A 17,116-nucleotide genomic window follows, 5' to 3' on the forward strand; every position below is an offset into this window, starting at 1 on the left:
GCGCCGGTCATCCGCCGCCGCGCGTCCACGGCGAGGCACATTGCTCCGATCGCGTTGAGCACGGCGCTCGCCCAGGCGCCCCGGCCGTCCTCGGCGCCCAGCGCCCGCCCCGACGTGGAGCCCGCAGTTCAGAGCCAGGCACACGGCTGCCACGATCTGCGTCGGGCCGTCGTTCCAGCTCCTCGATCCCCTCGACCTCTTCGGTGTCCGGTCTCCGTGCTTCAGCGGAACTCACCCCCTGCGAGGGGGTTCCCCGGCGGGGGCGGAAGACCCCTGTGGCGGCCCGGCCCGCGGGGATACCCTCCCGGCATGACCACCACGCTGAGCGCCGCCGCGCGCGCCCTGCTCGAACAGCCCCTGTACGCCGTGCTCGCCACGGCCGGGGCGGACGGACGGCCCGCGAGTTCCGTCGTCTGGTACGGCCTCGACGGGGACGATCTCGTCGTCTCCTCGCAGGAGGGGCGGCTCAAGGTGCGCAACGCCCGTGAGCGGCCCGGGGTGAGTCTGTGCGTGTACGACCCGGCGGCCCCGGAGACCTCGTACGTCGAGGTGCGTGGCACCGCGAGCGTCGAGGAGGACGAGGGGCGCGCGCTCGCCGTCCGTCTCGCCGAGCGTTACACGGGCCCCGGGGCCGGCCAGGAGTTCCTGGACCTGCCGCCCGAGGCCCGCCGCGTCGTCCTGCGCATCCGGCCCGACAAGGTCACGGGCGACGCGGCACGTTGAGGACGGCCGGGCCGCTCAGCCCGCGCGCAGCGGGCCCCGGCCCGACACCCGCCGTACCCCGGCGGCCAGCGGGAGCGCCGCCGCCAGGGCCACCTGGAGGCCGCAGCCCGTCACCAGCAGGGCCTCGCCGCCGGGGGAGTTCAGCGCCCACGCCGTCAGACAGGCCACGTTGACGGCGCCCCACAGCGCGGTCGCGACCGCGAGCCGGCCGGTCGGCTTCGGGTAGGCGACCCGGCTCACCATGAGCCAGGCCACGGCGAGCACCGCGAGGACCGTCACCACGAACGACAGCTGGAGCAGGACCACCGACAGGACGGTGAGCGCGGCGAACGGGATCGGCATGCCCTCGAACACGCCGTCCCGCATCGTCGTGCACGAGAACCGGGCCAGCCGCATCACCCCGCCGAGCAGGACCGCGACCGCCGAGACCACGACCGGCGCGAGATGGTTCTCGCCGCCGCCCACCAGCCCCCACACCAGGACGAAGTAGGCGGGCGCCAGACCGAAGCTGATGAGGTCCGAGAGGTTGTCCAGCTCGGCGCCCATCCCGGAACCGCCGAAGCGGCGCGCCACGATCCCGTCGCACAGGTCGAACAACGCGCCCAGCAGGATGAACAGGACGGCGGAGGCCGCGCCCTGCCGCACGCCGTCCCCGGTGTCCCCATCGAGCAGGTGCGGGATGAGGACGGCGGTCGTGACGCAGTAGATCGCCGCGAAGCCGCACACCGCGTTGCCGAGCGTCAGCACGTCGGCCAGGGACAGCCGCAGGCGTTCGGGGGCGGGCAGTGGTTCGGGCTCCGCCGGCGCGAGCGGCTCGCTCGGCGGTGCCCAGGGCGGGGTGGTCGTCTCCGGTCCGGTGACGGTCAAAATCATGCTCCTTGGGGGGAACTTGAGGGTGCTCCGGGCACGACGGGCGTTCGGGCCGGGCGTCGGCGCGCGACCGCCTGCCGGAGGTCCGCGGCGGGGTGGCACGTCAGCGAAGGGGGACGACGCGCCCGGGCCCTGACGGCCCGTCACCGCGAAGGGGCCACTGTAGCGAGACAGGGGGCGCCCGGGGACTCCGGGCACCCCCTCCGGAGTCGCGATGCCTCCCACGAGGGGACGAGGCACCGCAACTCCGGTTCTCACAAAGGCGTCAGCGGCCCGCGGCGGCGTCCGCGGCCTGCGCCTTCAGCGCGCGCTCCACCCCGGCCCGGGACTCCGTCACCAGGCGCCGCAGCGCCGCCGAGTGGTTCGCCGAGGCGAGCCACGCCTCGGTCGCCGCGACCGTCTCCCGCGACACCTGGAGGGCCGGGTACAGGCCCACCGCGACCTGCTGCGCGATCTCGTACGAGCGCGCGTTCCACACCTCGCCCACGGCCGCGAAGTACCGCTCCGTGAACGGGGCGAGCAGTTCGCGCTGGTCGGTCTGGACGAAGCCGGCGATCACGGCCTCCTGCACCGCGTTCGGCAGCTTGTCCGACTCGACCACCGAGGCCCAGGCCTCCGCCTTGGCCTCCTCGGTGGGCCGCGCCGCCCGCGCCGTCGCCGCGTGCCGCTCACCGGCGGCGGTGCGGTCCCGGTCGTACTCGGAGCCGATCTCCTCCTCGTCGTAGCGGCCCACGGCCGCCAGCCGCTCCACGAAGGCCCAGCGCAGGTCGGCGTCGACGGCCAGGCCCTCGATGGTCTGCGTGCCCTCCAGCAGGCCCACCAGGATGTCGAGCTGCTCCGGGGTGCGCGCGGTGGCCGCGAACGCCCGTGCCCACGCCAGCTGGTGGTCGCTGCCGGGAGCCGCCGCACGCAGGTACGCGAGGGTCGCGTCGGTCCACCGGGTCAGGCCGCTCTCGCGCCAGGCCGGGTCCGCGTACTGGTCGACGGCGAGCTTCGCCTGCCGCTGGAGCGACTGCACGACACCGATGTCGGTCTCCTTGCCGACCCCGCGCAGCACCAGCTCCAGGTAGTCGCGGGCGGGCAGTTCGCCGTCCCGCGTCATGTCCCAGGCCGAGGCCCAGCTCAGGGCGCGCGGCAGCGACTCCTCGAAGTCCCCGAGGTGCTCGGTGACCACGCGCAGCGAGTCCTCGTCCAGGCGGACCTTGGCGTACGACAGGTCGTCGTCGTTGAGCAGGACGACGGCCGGGCGCGCCTTGCCCACCAGGGCCTCGACGGGCGTCAGTTCACCGTCCACGTCCAGCTCGACGCGGTCGGTGCGCACCAGCTTGCCGCCCTGCAGCTCGTACAGGCCGATCGCGATGCGGTGCGGGCGCAGCACGGCCTCGCCCTTGGCGCCGGCCGGAAGCGCGGGCGCCTCCTGCTTGACGGCGAAGGAGGTGATGCGGCCCTCGGTGTCCACGTCGATCACCGGGCGCAGGATGTTGATGCCCGCCGTCTGGAGCCACTTGCGCGCCCACGTCGACAGATCGCGCCCGGAGGTCTCCTCCAGCGCGCCCAGCAGGTCGGTCAGGCGCGTGTTGCCGAAGGCGTGCCGCTTGAAGTACGCCTGCACGCCCTGGAAGAACTCGTCCATGCCGACGTAGGCCACGAGCTGCTTGAGGACGCTCGCGCCCTTCGCGTACGTGATGCCGTCGAAGTTGACGAGGACGTCGTCCAGGTCCTTGATGTCCGCCATGATCGGGTGCGTGGAGGGCAGCTGGTCCTGCCGGTAGGCCCAGGTCTTCTCCGTGTTGGCGAAGGTGGTCCACGCGGCGGGCCAGCGCGAGCCGGCCGCGTGCGCCTGGCAGGCCACCGAGGTGTACGTCGCGAAGGACTCGTTGAGCCAGAGGTCGTTCCACCACTCCATGGTCACGAGGTCGCCGAACCACATGTGGGCCAGCTCGTGCAGGATGGTCTCCGCGCGCCGCTCGTACGCCGCGTCCGTCACCTTGGAGCGGAACACGTACTGGTCGCGCAGGGTCACCGCGCCCGCGTTCTCCATCGCGCCCGCGTTGAACTCCGGGACGAAGAGCTGGTCGTACTTCTCGAAGGGGTACGCGTAGTCGAACTTCTCCTGGAACCAGTCGAAGCCCTGCCGGGTGACCTCGAAGATGTGCTCCGCGTCGAGGTGTTCGGCGAGCGAGGGGCGGCAGTAGACGCCCAGCGGCACCCGCTGCCCGTCCCGCTCGTACACGCTGTGCACCGAGTGGTACGGGCCGACGATCAGCGCCGTGATGTACGAGGAGATGCGCGGGGTCGGCGCGAACGTCCAGACGTCGTCCGTGGGTTCGGGGGTCGGCGAGTTGGAGATCACGGTCCAGCCGGCCGGCGCCTTCACGGTGAACGCGAAGGTCGCCTTGAGGTCGGGCTGCTCGAAGCTCGCGAAGACCCGGCGCGCGTCCGGCACCTCGAACTGGGTGTACAGGTACGCCTGGTTGTCGACCGGGTCGACGAAACGGTGCAGCCCTTCACCGGTGTTGGTGTAAGCGCAGTCCGCGACGACCTTCAGCTCGTTGCGGCCCTCCAGCAGTCCGGACAGCGCGATCCGGGAGTCGGCGAAGACCTCCGCCGGGTCCTTGGCGGCGCCGTTCAGCACGACCTCGTGCACGGTGGGGGCGATCAGGTCGACGAAGGTCGAGGCCCCCGCCTCGGCCGAGTCGAAGCGCACGGTCGTCACCGAGCGGTAGACGCCGCCCTCCTGCGCGCCGCTGAGGTCCAGGTCGATCTCGTACGCGTCGACCGTCAGCAGACGCGCCCGCTCCTGCGCCTCTTCACGGGTCAGATTTGTGCCAGGCACGCGGTCAGCTCCTCGGTGTAGATGTCTGTGCGTCCCGACGCCAGGACATGAGGGGCGCCGGGCGGTGGGACGCGGTCGCGTCCGCGCCCCGGCGTCCGTCCGCCGTGGTGACGTCGGTACGTCGATGGCGTCGTATGGGGCGTTTATCCGCCCCATCCTTCCACGCGGGGCGCCCCCGGTCGGCGTGGGGCGCCGGACGGCTCGCGGGGGCGTGCGGGGGAGTGGGAGCGATGAGTCGACAATCCGGCGCACGCCCCCGAGATGGTCCGGACCATCCCTGACGTGGTCCAGACCATCCTTGGAGCGGCCCGGACCATCCGGGGCACTCCGGACTTTCCCGCGCCCCCGGAAGGCGCCCCCGCACGCCTGTTTCGCGCGCCGGTCCGCCGCGCCCTTCTCGCGGGCACCTCCGGGCCGTCCCGTGCGTTCTGCACTCAGTGCCACCCGGGGTACGATCCGCGCGCCGCGGCCCCGCCTCCACCGGCCGCGCGCAGGAGGCCGGGGCATCCGTGAACACCCGGCGCCGGTACGAGAGGCGGTGCGTGCCCGTGCGCGAGGAGCACGACGTGCTGGTGGCCGGAGCCGGCATCGGCGGCCTCACCGCGGCGCTGTGCCTGCACGCCGCCGGGGTCCCCGTCAGCCTGGTGGAGGCCTCCGCGCTGCCCCTGCCCGCCGGGACCGGCGTCACCCTGCTGCCCGCCGCGGTCGCCGAGCTGACCGCCCTCGGCCTCGGTGAGCACCTCGCCGCCCTGGGGGTCGCCCCCGCCGTCCTCGTCCACTACGACCGGCACGGCAGCCCGCTGTGGTCACAACCGCGCGGACTCGCCCTGGGGCACCCCGTGCCGCAGTACGGCATCCACCGCGCCGCCCTCCAGGACCTGCTGCTGCGCGCCGTGCACGAACGCCTCGGCCCGCACGCCCTGCGGACCGCCACCTCCGTCGTCCGCTTCGACGAGGCCGACGACCACACCGTGCGGATCACCCTGCGCGACGGCGTGCGCGGGCGCGACCACACCGAGCGGGCCCGCGCCCTCGTCGGCGCCGACGGACTGCGCTCCGCCGTCCGCGCCGCGCTGCACCGCGGCGAGGGCCCACCGCGCTGGGACGGCACCTGGCTGTGGCGCGGCCTCGTCCCCTGGCGTCCGGTGCTCGGCGGGCGCACCGTGGCCCTCGCGGGCGGCGGCGACGCCCGCCTCCTGGTCCAGCCGGTCTCCCGCACCGCCGAAATGGGCGGACTGGCCCTGCTGCACTGGAGCGCCACGGTCCGCTTCCCGCCGGGGCGGCCCGGCACCGTCGGCGTGGCCGACTGGAACCGCAAGGGACGGCTCGCCGACCTCCTCCCGCACTACACCGGCTGGCGCCTGGGCGACCTCGACGTGCCCGCGCTGCTCGCCTCCACCCCGCAGATCCACGCGAGCCCGGTCGTGCGGCGCCCGCCCCTGCGGCACTGGGGCCAGGGCGCCGCGAGCCTCCTCGGCGACGCCGCCCACCCCTTCCTCCCGGCGGCCCTCGACGGCACCAGCCAGGCCGTCCTGGACGCCGCCGTCCTCGCCCGCTGCCTGGCCCGCACCACCCCCGACCGCGCCATGGGCCTGCGCCTGTACGAACACCACCGGCTGCCCCGCGCCCTGGCCCTGCATCCGCCCGGGCCGCTGCCCGCCGACACCCTCTTCGACCTGGTCACCGCCCGCGCCCCGGACGGCTTCGACCACGTCGAGGACGTCCTCACCCCGGCGGAACTGGGCGACTTCGCGCGGACCCACCAGGAGCTGGAGGCGGCGGCGGGGGCGTGGTGACCCCGCCACCGCCCCGGGCCCGCCCCGCGCCGGCCCGCCGGGTCCTGCGGGCACGGGTCCTGCGGGCACGGGAAGGGGCGGCCACCGGAGTCCCGGTGACCGCCCCTTCCCGCCGCACGCGGACGAGTTCCCGCCCGCAGGAGTACGCGCGGCGTCAGCCCTTCACGTACGCGCGGCGCCGCTCTTCCCGTACGCGCGCGGCGTCAGCCCTTCAGCTCCGCCGCGACCAGTTCGGCGATCTGGACGGCGTTGAGCGCCGCGCCCTTGCGCAGGTTGTCGTTGGAGACGAACAGGGCGAGGCCGTTGTCCACCGTCTCGTCGGCGCGGATGCGGCCCACGTACGAGGGGTCCTTGCCGGCCGCCTGGAGCGGGGTCGGGATCTCGGACAGCTCGACGCCCTCCGCGTCCTTCAGCAGCTCGTGGGCGCGCTCGACCGACAGCGGGTTCGCGAAGCGCGCGTTGATCTGGAGGGAGTGGCCCGAGAAGACCGGGACGCGCACGCAGGTGCCGGACACCTTGAGTTCCGGGATCTCCAGGATCTTGCGGGACTCGTTGCGGAGCTTCTGCTCCTCGTCGGTCTCGTAGGAGCCGTCGTCCACGAGGTTGCCCGCGAGCGGCAGCACGTTGAAGGCGATCGGGCGCTGGTAGACGGCCGGCTCGGGGAAGTCGAGGGCCTCGCCGTCGTGGGTGAGGCGGTCGGCCTCCGCGACGGTCTTCTGGGCCTGACCGTGCAGTTCGGCGACGCCCGCGAGCCCCGAACCGGACACCGCCTGGTACGTCGCGACGACGAGCGCTTCGAGGCCCGCCTCGGCGTGCAGCGGCTTCAGCACCGGCATCGCGGCCATCGTCGTGCAGTTCGGGTTGGCGATGATGCCCTTGGGGCGGTCGGCGATCGCGTGCGGGTTGACCTCGGACACGACGAGCGGGACCTGCGGGTCGCGGCGCCAGGCCGAGGAGTTGTCGATCACGACGGGGCCCTGGCCGGCGACCTTCTCGGCCAGCGCCTTGGAGGTCGAGCCGCCCGCCGAGAACAGCACGATGTCGAGCCCGCTGTAGTCCGCCGTCGAGGCGTCCTCGACGGTGATCTCCTCGCCCTTCCAGTCGAGCGTCGAGCCGGCCGAGCGGGCCGAGGCGAACAGCCGCAGCCCGGTCACCGGGAAGTTGCGCTCGGCGAGGATCCTGCGCATGACCGTGCCGACCTGACCGGTGGCTCCGACGATTCCGACCCTCACGGGGACTCCTTCTCAGCTGCGGCTCTGGCCTGTCCGGCTTGGCCTGCGGACACCTGCGGATATACGACCATGATGCGGCTGCCCAGGACCGGTCTGTCCAATGCATTCTCCGGAACGTGGGACGCGCCACAGCGACCGGCGGACACCGGTATGGCGCAGCTCACACACTGGCCTTCCGTGCCGCCGAACGCATCCGGGCCCCCGGGCGTCGTAGGGGCAGGCACGGCGAAGGGGGAGGCCGGGGTGCTGCTCAGACGAGGGGGCGCGGGAGATCCGCTCGACGCCGCGCTGGAGGACAGGGTGCGTGCCGTGCTGACCCTGGGCGGAGTGCCGTACGCCGATCTGCCCGACGGCGTCCAGCAGGTCAGGCTGCGCCTCCTGGAGCGCGCCCGCCGGGGACAGGAGGAGCTGCGGGACGTCTCGGCGTGGGTCGCGGTCGTCGCCTCGCACCTCGCGATGGACTGGCACCGGGCCCGCCGCCGACAGGAACGCCTCGGCGAACGGCTCGCCGCGCTGCGCCCCGAGGAGCGCGCCGAGTACCGCGCCGCCGACGAGTCCCCGCTGCTGTCCCTCGCCGTCGCCCGGGGCCTGGACGAACTCCCCGACGCGCAACGGCAGGTCGTCGTCCTGCGCTTCTACGCCGACCTCGCGGTACGGGACATCGCCCGCGAACTGGACATCCCCGAGGGCACGGTCAAGAGCCGGCTGCACGCGGCGGTACGCGCGCTGCGGGACCGGCTGCACGAGGACGAGGTGGTGTGAGGTGGCAGAGGAACACGGACCCGAGCACCGGCCCGAGCACCGGCCCGAGCACCGGCCCGAGCACCGGACGGACCACCCGGTCCGCGGCGCGCGCGGGCTGGAGGCCGGGACCTCCGGCCCGGCTGAGCCGGCGGGGCCCGCCGCCCCTGCCGAGCCGGCCGGCCCCGCCGAACTCGCCCATCCCGCGGAACTCGCCGCCCTCGCCGGTGAACCGCTGCCCGAGGACGCCGGGGCCGCCGACCGCGAACGGTACGAGCACACGCGCCGGGACCTCGCCCTGCTCTCCCGGCACGTGCACCACGTGGGGGACACCCTCGCCGCGCGGCGCCCCCCGGCCGCCCGCCCGGTACGCCGCCCCGCGTACGGCCGCCACCTGCTGACCACGGCGGCCTGCCTGCTCGGGGCCTCGGCCCTCGGCGGGCTGCTCTGGATCGGCGTCTCGCAGGGCGGGGGCGGGGACGCCGACAGCAGCCGGTCGGCGAAGTCGGCCCAGGACGGCGGCGACCTGCGCCCCCCGCACGCACGCGAGGACTACATCGCGTGCTCCAAGGTGCTCGCCGAGGGCGTCGTCAGGGAACTGACCCCGCTCGACGGCGGGCGCGTGCGGGTCGTCCTGACCGTCGAGCGCTACCTCCGGCCCGAGCGCCGCACCCCCGCCACCCACCCCACCGTCACGATCACCCTGGGCGGCGCGGCCGGGGAGGAGCTGAAGGTGGGCGAGGACGCCCTCGTGCGCACCCCGCTCACCACCGGCGGAGAGGAGAGCTACGAACCGGGCTGGGGCGCGAAGGACGCGCTCCCCGACCTGCTCCGGGCCCTGCCCCGCGCCGAGGGCCGCGCGTGTCCGCAGGGCTCCCCGTACCGCTGAGACAGGGCGGCGCGGGGCAGGGCGCGGGGGCGCCCGCCCGGGGAGACGGGCGCACCCGCGAGCGGTAATCAGGCACCGAGCGCCGGACGGCCGCCGGATGAACGGCTAACGTCAGGACGTGCGCTGGGAATTGAGGGTGGCGGCCTACGCCGTATGCGTGCGGGACGAGCAGATCCTGCTGGCCCGCTGGGTGGCCGCCGACGGCCGACGCCTGTGGACCCTGCCGGGCGGCGGCATGGAACCGGGCGAGGACCCCTACGACACGGTGATCCGCGAGGTCGCGGAGGAGACCGGCCTCACCGCCGAGCCCACGGCCCTCCTCGGCACCGACTCGATCCGCCGCGAACACCGCCGCCTGGGCGCCGCCACCGCCTTCCACGGACTGCGCCTGGTCTACGAGGCGAGCATCACCGCCGGAACCCTCCGCAACGAGATCAACGGCTCGACGGACCTCGCCGCCTGGCACCCCCTGACAGCCGTCCCCGACCTCCCGCACGTCGAACTCGTCGACGTCGCCCTGACCTTGTGGCGGGAGCGGCCGGCGGTGGGGAGGGTGGCGGGGCGGTAGCCCCGCCACATGAACCCAAAGTGACCGCCACCCGTCCGCGTGACGAGGGGCCGGCGGCAGGGCCGCGCCGTGGTGATCCACGTTCTGCGACTCACGTGTGGCGTTGCCATGCCGTTCACGTGCGGCTCACCCCCGGTGTCAACGCTCCTTCCTGGGGGAGGGATTCGCCTCCCTCCGGTACGCCGAGGCGTGCCGTGCTCGGGGAGGGACGCGCATGTCGCGCACACGCTCTGTCGTCAGGCCCGATCAGGACTCCGGGCGCTCGGGTGCCCCCGTCGTGCCCCGGCGGGCGCTGCTCGCCGCCGCCGGGGCGGTCTCGCTGTCCGCCGGGATCACCGTCGCCCTCGGGCGGTCCGCCGGGGGCGCCGCCGCCTCCCCGGCCGCGCCGCCCGCTCCCGCCGTACGGGCGCTGTCCCGGCCGGCGCCCGCCGCGCCGCTCGCCCCGTACACGCGCGGTACGACCCTCGGGGCCGTGTCCACCCCTTCGGGTCACGGGCCCTACCGGCGGCTCGGGGAGGGGCCGGCCTGGCGGCGGGTGGTGCGGGCGGACCTGGCGGGGGCACACCCCGGACGCGAGGCGCGGCGGCGCGCGGTCGCCGCCTTCGTGCAGTTCACCGACCTGCACCTGGTCGACGTCCAGCATCCGCTGCGGTACGAGTACCTGCGGGCCGCGACCGCGAGTGCCTGGCGGCCGCAGGAGGCGCTGTCGGTGGCCGGCGCGCTCTCGCTCGTGGAGCGGGTCAACGCGCTGCGCGGGGCGCCCGTGACCGGGTCGCCGCTGCACTGCGTCATGACGACCGGGGACAACACCGACAACAACTCCCGCGTCGAACTCGACTGGTTCCTGGGCCTCATGAGCGGCGGCAGGGTCACCCCGAACACCGGCGACCCCCGGCACTTCGAGGGGGTGCAGGGCTCCGGCATCCCGCTGTACTGGCAGCCGGAGTCGGGACTGCGCGACGCCGACAAGGGCCTCGGCTTCCCCGGATCGACGGGTACCTCGCCGCCGCCACCCGGACCCTCACCAGCCCCGGGCTCAACCTGCCCTGGTACTCGACCGTCGGCAACCACGACTTCCTGCCCGGCGGCTGCTGGGCGCCCGGTGACGGCTGGGCCACCGAGATCGCCACCGGGGGCCGCAAGCTCATGGAGCTGCCCGCCGGTCGCGGCGGGGCCTTCTGGAAGCAGGTCATGAAGGGCGACGACCCGAAGGGGGACCTGTTCCGCGCACTGCTGCGCGGCGAGGCCCGCCACCTGCGCCCCGTGACGCCCGACGAGCGGCGCGCGCCCGTCACCCCCGAGGAGTACGTCCGCGCCCACCTCGACCCCGCCCGCACCGGTCCGGGACCGCACGGCCACGGGTACACCGAGGAGAACCTCGACGCTGAGACCCGCTACTACTCCTTCGCGCTCACCGAGGAGGTCCTCGGCATCAGCCTCGACACGACCGACTCCGGCGGGCACTACGAAGGGTCCCTGGGACAGGGGCAGTTCGCCTGGCTGGAGAGGACCCTGCGCAAGGCCGCACAGCCGTACGTCATCGTGTTCAGCCACCACACCAGCCGGACCATGCGCAATCCGCGGCCAGACCCCGCCCGGCCCGGTGAACGCCGCCGCGACGGAGCCCAGTTGCTCGACCTGCTGGAGCGCAGTCCGAAGGTGCTGGCCTGGGTCAACGGGCACAGCCACAAGAACGCCGTCACCGCGCACCGGGGCCTGTGGGAGATCTCGACCGCCTCGCACATCGACTTCCCCCAACTCGCCCGCGTCGTCGAGCTGGTGGACAACAAGGACGGGACGCTCTCGCTGTTCACCACGCTCGTCGAGTCCGCCGCGCCCTCCCGGACCGACGTCGACGACCTGTCCGCCCCCGGGCTCGCCGCCCTCTACCGCGAACTCGCCCTCAACGCGCCCGGCGCCCGCACCACCCTGGGCGGCGCGGACACCGACCGCAACACCGAACTCGTGCTCAAAAAGCCCTAAGGCGACAAAAGCCGCACGGTGGCAAAGAGCCCATGGCGACAAAGCCTCCAAGCGTCAAGGCGACTCTCAGCGCTCTCCCGCGCACAGGGCGGCGTCCGCCGCCCCCAGCACCCGGCGCAGCGGACGGCCCTCCGCGGTCCACGTCGTCGTGTAGACCGTGACCGTGCCCCGGCCGCCGCTCGCCCGGCCGCCCTCCACCGAGTTGCCCGGCAGATCGCCCCCGTGGCCCCAGTACACGCCGCCGCAGGACAGCGGGAAGCTCGCCAGCCCGTAGCCGTAACGGCTGCCGCGCGGGTACACGTCCAGGCCGCCGACGTCCGAGGTGTCGTGCGTCATCAGGTGCAGCGCCCGGGCGGGGAGCAGCCGCCCGCCGAACAGTCCGTCCCAGAAGGCGTTGAGGTCGCGCGGGGTGGAGACCAGGCCGCCCGAGGCGCCGAAGTAGTAGCCGGGCTGCTCCGTCACGTCCACGACCCCGGCCGCCGGGTCCGCCGGGCTGACCCCGTAGTCGTGGGCGTGCGGACCGCGCAGCCCGAACTCCTCCTCGGCCGGCCAGTACGTGTGATCCAGTCGCAGAGGCCGCAGGATCGCCTTGTCGATATATGTCCGGAAGTCGCCCCCCGTCACCTGTTCGATGATCATGCCGAGGGCCAGATAATTCGTATTGGAATACCCCCAGCGGGTGCCCGGAGCGAAGTCCTGGCCGTGGTCGACCGCGAGCTGGAGGTATCCCGCCTCGTCCAGCGGGTGCGTCCAGTCCGCGAGCGCGCTGTACTCGGTCAGCCCGCTGCGCTGCTTGAGCAACTGCCGCACGGTGACGCGGCTGTCCGCGAGCTGCGGCACGTAGCGGCCGGCCCGGTCGTCCAGGCCGAGCCTGCCCTCGGAGACCAGCCGCATCACCGCGACCGCCGTGAACGGCTTCGTGTCGCTGGCCAGCCGGACGCTCGCGTCGGCCCCCACCATCGGCCTGTCAGTGCCCAGTTCCGCGGTGCCCGCCGTCCAGGTCCGCCCGTCCTTGTACGCGAGGGCGCCGGGCACCCCGTCCCGCGCCACCAGGGCGTCCAGCCGGGCCTGCACCGGGTCCCCGGACCGCCCGCGCGCCTCCTGCCCGTGCGCGGCCGTCGGGGCCGCCGCCGCCAGCGGGGCCGCCGTCGCCGTCAGAACCCCTGCCAGCAGTGCCGCCGCCATGACGCGTGTACGCCGACGCATGTCGCATCCCCCAAGTCCACGGTTCCCGGCTCTCGCCGCCCGGCCACCCGGCCGGTTTCCGTGGTCCCCACTCTCGCGCCCGGGCCCGGCGGAATCAGTGGGGCGGGCGGCCGGATACGCGGTGTACTCAAGCCCCCCTGCGGCCGGGGGGAGAACCCGCCCCGGCCGCACCCCCGCGCCCGCCCCGCCCCGGGGCCGCTCAGCGCGGCAGCACCTCGATGTACGCGGCCGGCTCCCGGTCCGCCGCGGCCAGCAGGGCCGTGCGTACGACGCAGGCCTGCAGGTCGGGGGCGTCCCGCAGCTTGCGGGGGGTCATGTGGACCAGGGTGATCCCCAGCAGCTCCAGCCGCTCCCGCTTGCGTGCGCACTGCGTCCACACCGCGTCCCGCTCCGGCCGCTCCCCGGGCCTGTGCACCCGTGTGTCCAGCTCCACCGCGACCGCCTGCTCGGGCCAGTACGCGTCCACCGTGCCGAGCGCGGGGCCCTCGGGCAGCCGCAGTTCGACGTTCCACGCCGGGTCCGGCAGACCGCCCTCCTCGACCATCAGGTACAGCCGTTCCTCGGCCACCGCGCGGCTCTCCAGCAGCAGGGCGTCCACCGCGTCCGTGACGCAGGGGCGGCCCAGCAGCTCGCAGCGCCGCAGCTCCGCGACGATCGTGGCCGGGTCGCAGTGCCCGCCGCGCACCGCCTCGGTCAGCAGCCGCTCGACCTGTGCCGCGTCCGTCAGCTCCGCCACCGTGTCGGCGAGCGCCCGGGCCACCGGGGCGGTCGGCACGCCCGTCACCTGCTGCGGCACCGGCAGGTCGCAGCCGCGCACGATCCGCGCGCACCCCGTGGAACGCAGCCGCCGCGTGTGCGGGACGAGGACGTCGAAACGGTCCACCGAGGCGAGCGAGGAGACCGGGGCCTGAAGGGCGAAACCGTGCAGCGCGAGCGCGGCGGGGCCCGTGATCATCGCCTGGGCCCCGGCGTCGGGGGCCTCCTCCCCGGTGGGCTGGGCCGGGACGCTGCGGGCCCGCCCGGCCGGCGGACGGCGCGCGTACAGCACCGCCGCGTGCAGCCGCTCCTCCGTCGTGGGCCGCCCGGAACGCAGCAGGAAGACCCCCGGCAGCAGCCGCTGCCAGCCGCCCCCCGGCGCGCAACGCGCCGCCGTACGGGCCGCGGTCACCCCGCGGGCCCGCAACTGCGCGGCGTCGACCACGCAATGGGGCCCGGTCACCGGCAGCGCGCTCGCCCCCGGGGCGGCTGAGGAAACAGAGGTGGCAGAGGAAACATGGTTCATGCCGGGGGTCTTCCTCGGCGAACGCGTCCGCTAACCGCTGTGACGTTTTCGTCGACAAAACCGGACAACTTCGTCCTAAAGTACGGGTGTTCGACTGCCGATAGGGGTATTCCGCCGAACGGGTTAAGCAACCTCGCGCAAACCCGCCCGCAGGCGCGCCCGTGCTGTAGGGGCGGGGCGCGGCCCCCGGGAGCGGCCGGCCACGAGGGGCCGGCCGCTCCCGGAGCGGTCGGGGCGGGCGGCGGTCAGGCCGCCTTCGCGTCGCACTCCTGCGCGCGCAGCGCCCGCGCCAGGTCGTCACGGGCCTCCAGGACCAGGCGGCGGGCCGCCTGCGAGACGTCCGGGTGGGCTTCGAGCCACGCGTCGGCGGCGGCCAGCGTGTCCGGGCTGTCCTGGAGCGAGGGGAACAGCCCGCGCACCACGTCCATGCCGATCTGGATGGACCGTTCCTGCCACACCCGGGCGATCGCCGCGAAGTACTTCTCGGCGTACGGGGCGATCAGTTCGCGCTGCGCCGACTGCACGAAGCCCGCGATGGTCGCCTCCACCAGCGCGTTCGACAGCTCGTCGGACTCGACGACCTGCGCCCACGCCTGCGCCTTGACGGCCGCGGAGGGCCGCGCGGCGAGGCAGCGCACCTGGTGGCGCTTGCCCGACGCCGTGTGGTCGCGGGCCAGTTCGGCCGCGATCTCGGGCTCGGCGGCGCGGCCGTGCACGACCAGCGGCTGGAGCAGCGCCCAGCGCAGCTCCTGGTCCACCTCCAGGCCCTCGACGGCCTCCGAGCCCGCCAACAGCCCCTCCAGGAGCTGGAGATCGGCCTCCGTGGTGGCCGTCGCGGCGAAGAACCTGGCCCAGGTGAGCTGGTGCTGGCTGCCCGTCTCGGCGGCGCGCAACTCCCGCAGGGCGCCCTCCGCGAGCAGCCGGCCGCCCTCCTCGCGCCACCCGGGCGCGGCGTACGCGACGAGCGCCGTACGTGCCCAGGCGTGCAGCATCTGCAGGACGCCGATGTCGCTCTCGCGGCCCGCGAAGCGCAGCACCAGCGCCACGAACTCCCGCGCGGGCAGCAGCCCGTCGCGCGTCAGGCTCCACAGCGCCGACCAGCACAGCGCGCGGGCCAGCGGGTCGGTGAGCTCGCCGAGGTGCGCGCGCAGCGTGGCGAGCGAGTTCTCGTCGAAGCGGATCTTGCAGTAGGTCAGGTCCTCGTCGTTGACCAGGACCAGTTCGGGCGCCTCCTGTCCGGACAGCCCGGTGACGACCGTACGCGGGCCGGACACGTCGGCCTCGGCACGGGCGTAGCGCACGAGGCCGCCCTCCTCGCGCCGGTACAAGCCGATCGCGACGCGGTGCGGCCGCAGTTCGGGGTGCGAGGCGGCGGCCTCCTGCACGACGGTGAGCTGTGCCACCCTGCCGTCCTCACCCAACTCCACCTGCGGCGTGAGGGAGTTGACGCCGGCCGTCTGGAGCCAGGACTTCGCCCAGCCCGTCATGTCGCGGCCCGAGGTCTCGGCGAGGGCGGACAGCAGGTCGCCGAGCGTCGTGTTGCCGTAGGCGTGCCGCTTGAAGTAGCGGCGCGCGCCCTCAAGGAACGCGTCCTGCCCGACGTAGGCGACGAGTTGCTTCAGGACGCTCGCGCCCTTCGCGTACGTGATCCCGTCGAAGTTGAGCTTCGCGTCCTGGAGGTCGCCGATGTCGGCGGTCACCGGGTGCGTCGAGGGCAGCTGGTCGGCCCGGTAGGCCCACGTCTTGCGGTTGTTGGCGAAGGTGATCCAGCCGTCGGTGAAGCGGGTCGCGCCCACCATCGAGAAGGTCCCCATGAAGTCCGCGAAGGACTCCTTGAGCCACAGGTCGTCCCACCAGCGCATGGTCACGAGGTCGCCGAACCACATGTGCGCCATCTCGTGCAGGATCACGTTGGCGCGCCGCTCGTAGGACGCCTGCGTGACCTTGCCCCGGTAGATGTACTCCTCGCGGAAGGTGACCAGCCCCGGGTTCTCCATCGCGCCGAGGTTGTACTCCGGGACGAAGGCCTGGTCGTACTTGCCGAAGGGGTACGGGTAGTCGAAGTGGTCGTGGAAGAAGTCCAGGCCCTGCTTGGTGACGAGGAAGACGTCGTCCGCGTCGAAGTGCGGGGCCAGGCCCTTGCGGCACATCGCGCCGAGCGGGATCTCCAGCTCCGTGCCGTCCTCGAAGGTCCGGCGGTAGCTGTCGGTCACGTAGTGGTAGGGGCCGGCCACGACGCACGTGATGTACGTCGAGATGGGCTTCGTCTCGGCGAAGGACCACACGCCGTCCGTCAGCCCGCCCGCGCCGTTGCTCCACACCGTCCAGTCCTCGGGCGCCTGCACCCGGAAGCGGTAGGGCGCCTTCAGGTCGGGCTGCTCGAAGTTGGCGAAGACCCGGCGCGCGTCGGCCGGCTCGTACTGCGTGTAGAGGTAGACCTCGCCGTCCTCCGGGTCGACGAAGCGGTGCATGCCCTCACCCGTGCGGGAGTACGCGCACCGCGCGTCCACCACCAGGGTGTTCTCGGCCTGGAGGCCGTCCAGGGCGATCCGCGTCCCGTCGAAGACGGCGGCGGGGTCCAGCTCGCGCCCGTTGAGCGTCACCGAGGCGACGGAGGGCGCCACCAGGTCGGCGAAGCTCGCGGCGCCCGGCTCGGCGCACGTGAACCGCAGCGTGGTCACCGACCGGAACGTCCGGGGGCCCTCCCCGGCGTCCCCGACGGCGGACCGCAGGTCGAGCTCCACCTCGTACCCCTGGACGGACAGCAGCTCCGCCCTGGTACGGGCCTCCTCACGGGTCAGGTTCTCACCGGGCACCGGCACTCCTTCGTGACGCGAAACAGGGGCGGGCGTGTGCTCGTGGCGCGCGCCCGCGGGGGCGTGGAAAAACGGGTGTCCACGATCCTCGCACGCACGGTCGGACCGGCACATCCGGGACCGGCGGAGTCCCGCACTCGCCCCTGGGCCCCGGCCCCGTGCCCGTCCTCGCGC

Annotated in this window: 11 protein-coding genes and 1 pseudogene; 6 read left to right on the forward strand and 6 right to left on the reverse strand. The window is 74.0% G+C overall.

All coding sequences use genetic code 11. The features are described 5' to 3' along the window. Window positions 1-309 precede the first annotated feature (309 nt). Window positions 310-723 (forward strand): PPOX class F420-dependent oxidoreductase, encoded by a 414-nt coding sequence (locus AB0J21_RS07700; protein ID WP_363144937.1) that lies wholly within the window; start codon window positions 310-312, stop codon window positions 721-723. A 15-nt stretch (window positions 724-738) separates the two neighbouring features. Here AB0J21_RS07700 and pssA read toward each other — a convergent pair whose 3' ends face one another. Further along, window positions 739-1,509: a CDP-diacylglycerol--serine O-phosphatidyltransferase gene (gene pssA / locus AB0J21_RS07705; protein ID WP_363145211.1), complete on the reverse strand. Its 771-nt coding sequence runs from the start codon at window positions 1,507-1,509 to the stop codon at window positions 739-741. A 349-nt stretch (window positions 1,510-1,858) separates the two neighbouring features. Further along, entirely contained in the window at window positions 1,859-4,429 is a 2,571-nt protein-coding gene (pepN, locus tag AB0J21_RS07710; protein ID WP_363144938.1) for an aminopeptidase N, read from the reverse strand. 509 nt (window positions 4,430-4,938) lie between these two features. Between pepN (AB0J21_RS07710) and AB0J21_RS07715 the strand changes: the two genes are divergently transcribed. After that, window positions 4,939-6,225 carry an FAD-dependent monooxygenase gene (locus AB0J21_RS07715; protein WP_363144939.1) on the forward strand — a complete coding sequence of 429 codons (1,287 nt, stop codon included), beginning with the start codon at window positions 4,939-4,941 and terminating at the stop codon, window positions 6,223-6,225. Between the two features lie 203 nt (window positions 6,226-6,428). Here AB0J21_RS07715 and AB0J21_RS07720 read toward each other — a convergent pair whose 3' ends face one another. Continuing rightward, window positions 6,429-7,457: an aspartate-semialdehyde dehydrogenase gene (locus tag AB0J21_RS07720; RefSeq protein ID WP_363144940.1), complete on the reverse strand. Its 1,029-nt coding sequence runs from the start codon at window positions 7,455-7,457 to the stop codon at window positions 6,429-6,431. A gap of 243 nt (window positions 7,458-7,700) precedes the next feature. Here AB0J21_RS07720 and AB0J21_RS07725 point away from each other — a divergent pair, with 243 nt between their 5' ends. From AB0J21_RS07725 to AB0J21_RS07740, 4 genes and pseudogenes are all read left to right on the forward strand, one after another. Then, a complete protein-coding gene (locus AB0J21_RS07725; RefSeq protein WP_363145212.1) occupies window positions 7,701-8,219 on the forward strand; it encodes a sigma-70 family RNA polymerase sigma factor in 519 nt (172 codons plus the stop codon). Window position 8,220: 1 nt separating this feature from the next. Next, window positions 8,221-9,087: a hypothetical protein gene (locus AB0J21_RS07730; protein WP_363144941.1), complete on the forward strand. Its 867-nt coding sequence runs from the start codon at window positions 8,221-8,223 to the stop codon at window positions 9,085-9,087. A 118-nt stretch (window positions 9,088-9,205) separates the two neighbouring features. After that, a complete protein-coding gene (locus AB0J21_RS07735; protein ID WP_363144942.1) occupies window positions 9,206-9,655 on the forward strand; it encodes an NUDIX hydrolase in 450 nt (149 codons plus the stop codon). Between the two features lie 214 nt (window positions 9,656-9,869). Further along, window positions 9,870-11,638: pseudogene (locus AB0J21_RS07740) on the forward strand (TIGR03767 family metallophosphoesterase). 66 nt (window positions 11,639-11,704) lie between these two features. Here AB0J21_RS07740 and AB0J21_RS07745 read toward each other — a convergent pair. From AB0J21_RS07745 to pepN (AB0J21_RS07755), 3 genes are all read right to left on the reverse strand, one after another. Further along, complete coding sequence (locus AB0J21_RS07745; protein WP_363144943.1) at window positions 11,705-12,844, reverse strand: serine hydrolase domain-containing protein; 1,140 nt, start codon at window positions 12,842-12,844, stop codon at window positions 11,705-11,707. A gap of 199 nt (window positions 12,845-13,043) precedes the next feature. Beyond that, the gene (locus AB0J21_RS07750) at window positions 13,044-14,126 is read right to left on the reverse strand and encodes a hypothetical protein (RefSeq protein WP_363144944.1); all 1,083 of its coding nucleotides are present in this window, start codon (window positions 14,124-14,126) and stop codon (window positions 13,044-13,046) included. A gap of 245 nt (window positions 14,127-14,371) precedes the next feature. Beyond that, window positions 14,372-16,942 (reverse strand): aminopeptidase N, encoded by a 2,571-nt coding sequence (gene pepN / locus AB0J21_RS07755; RefSeq protein ID WP_363144945.1) that lies wholly within the window; start codon window positions 16,940-16,942, stop codon window positions 14,372-14,374. Between the last annotated feature and the right edge of the window lie 174 nt (window positions 16,943-17,116).

Source organism: Streptomyces sp. NPDC049954, assembly GCF_040656295.1.
GTDB lineage: Bacteria > Actinomycetota > Actinomycetes > Streptomycetales > Streptomycetaceae > Streptomyces.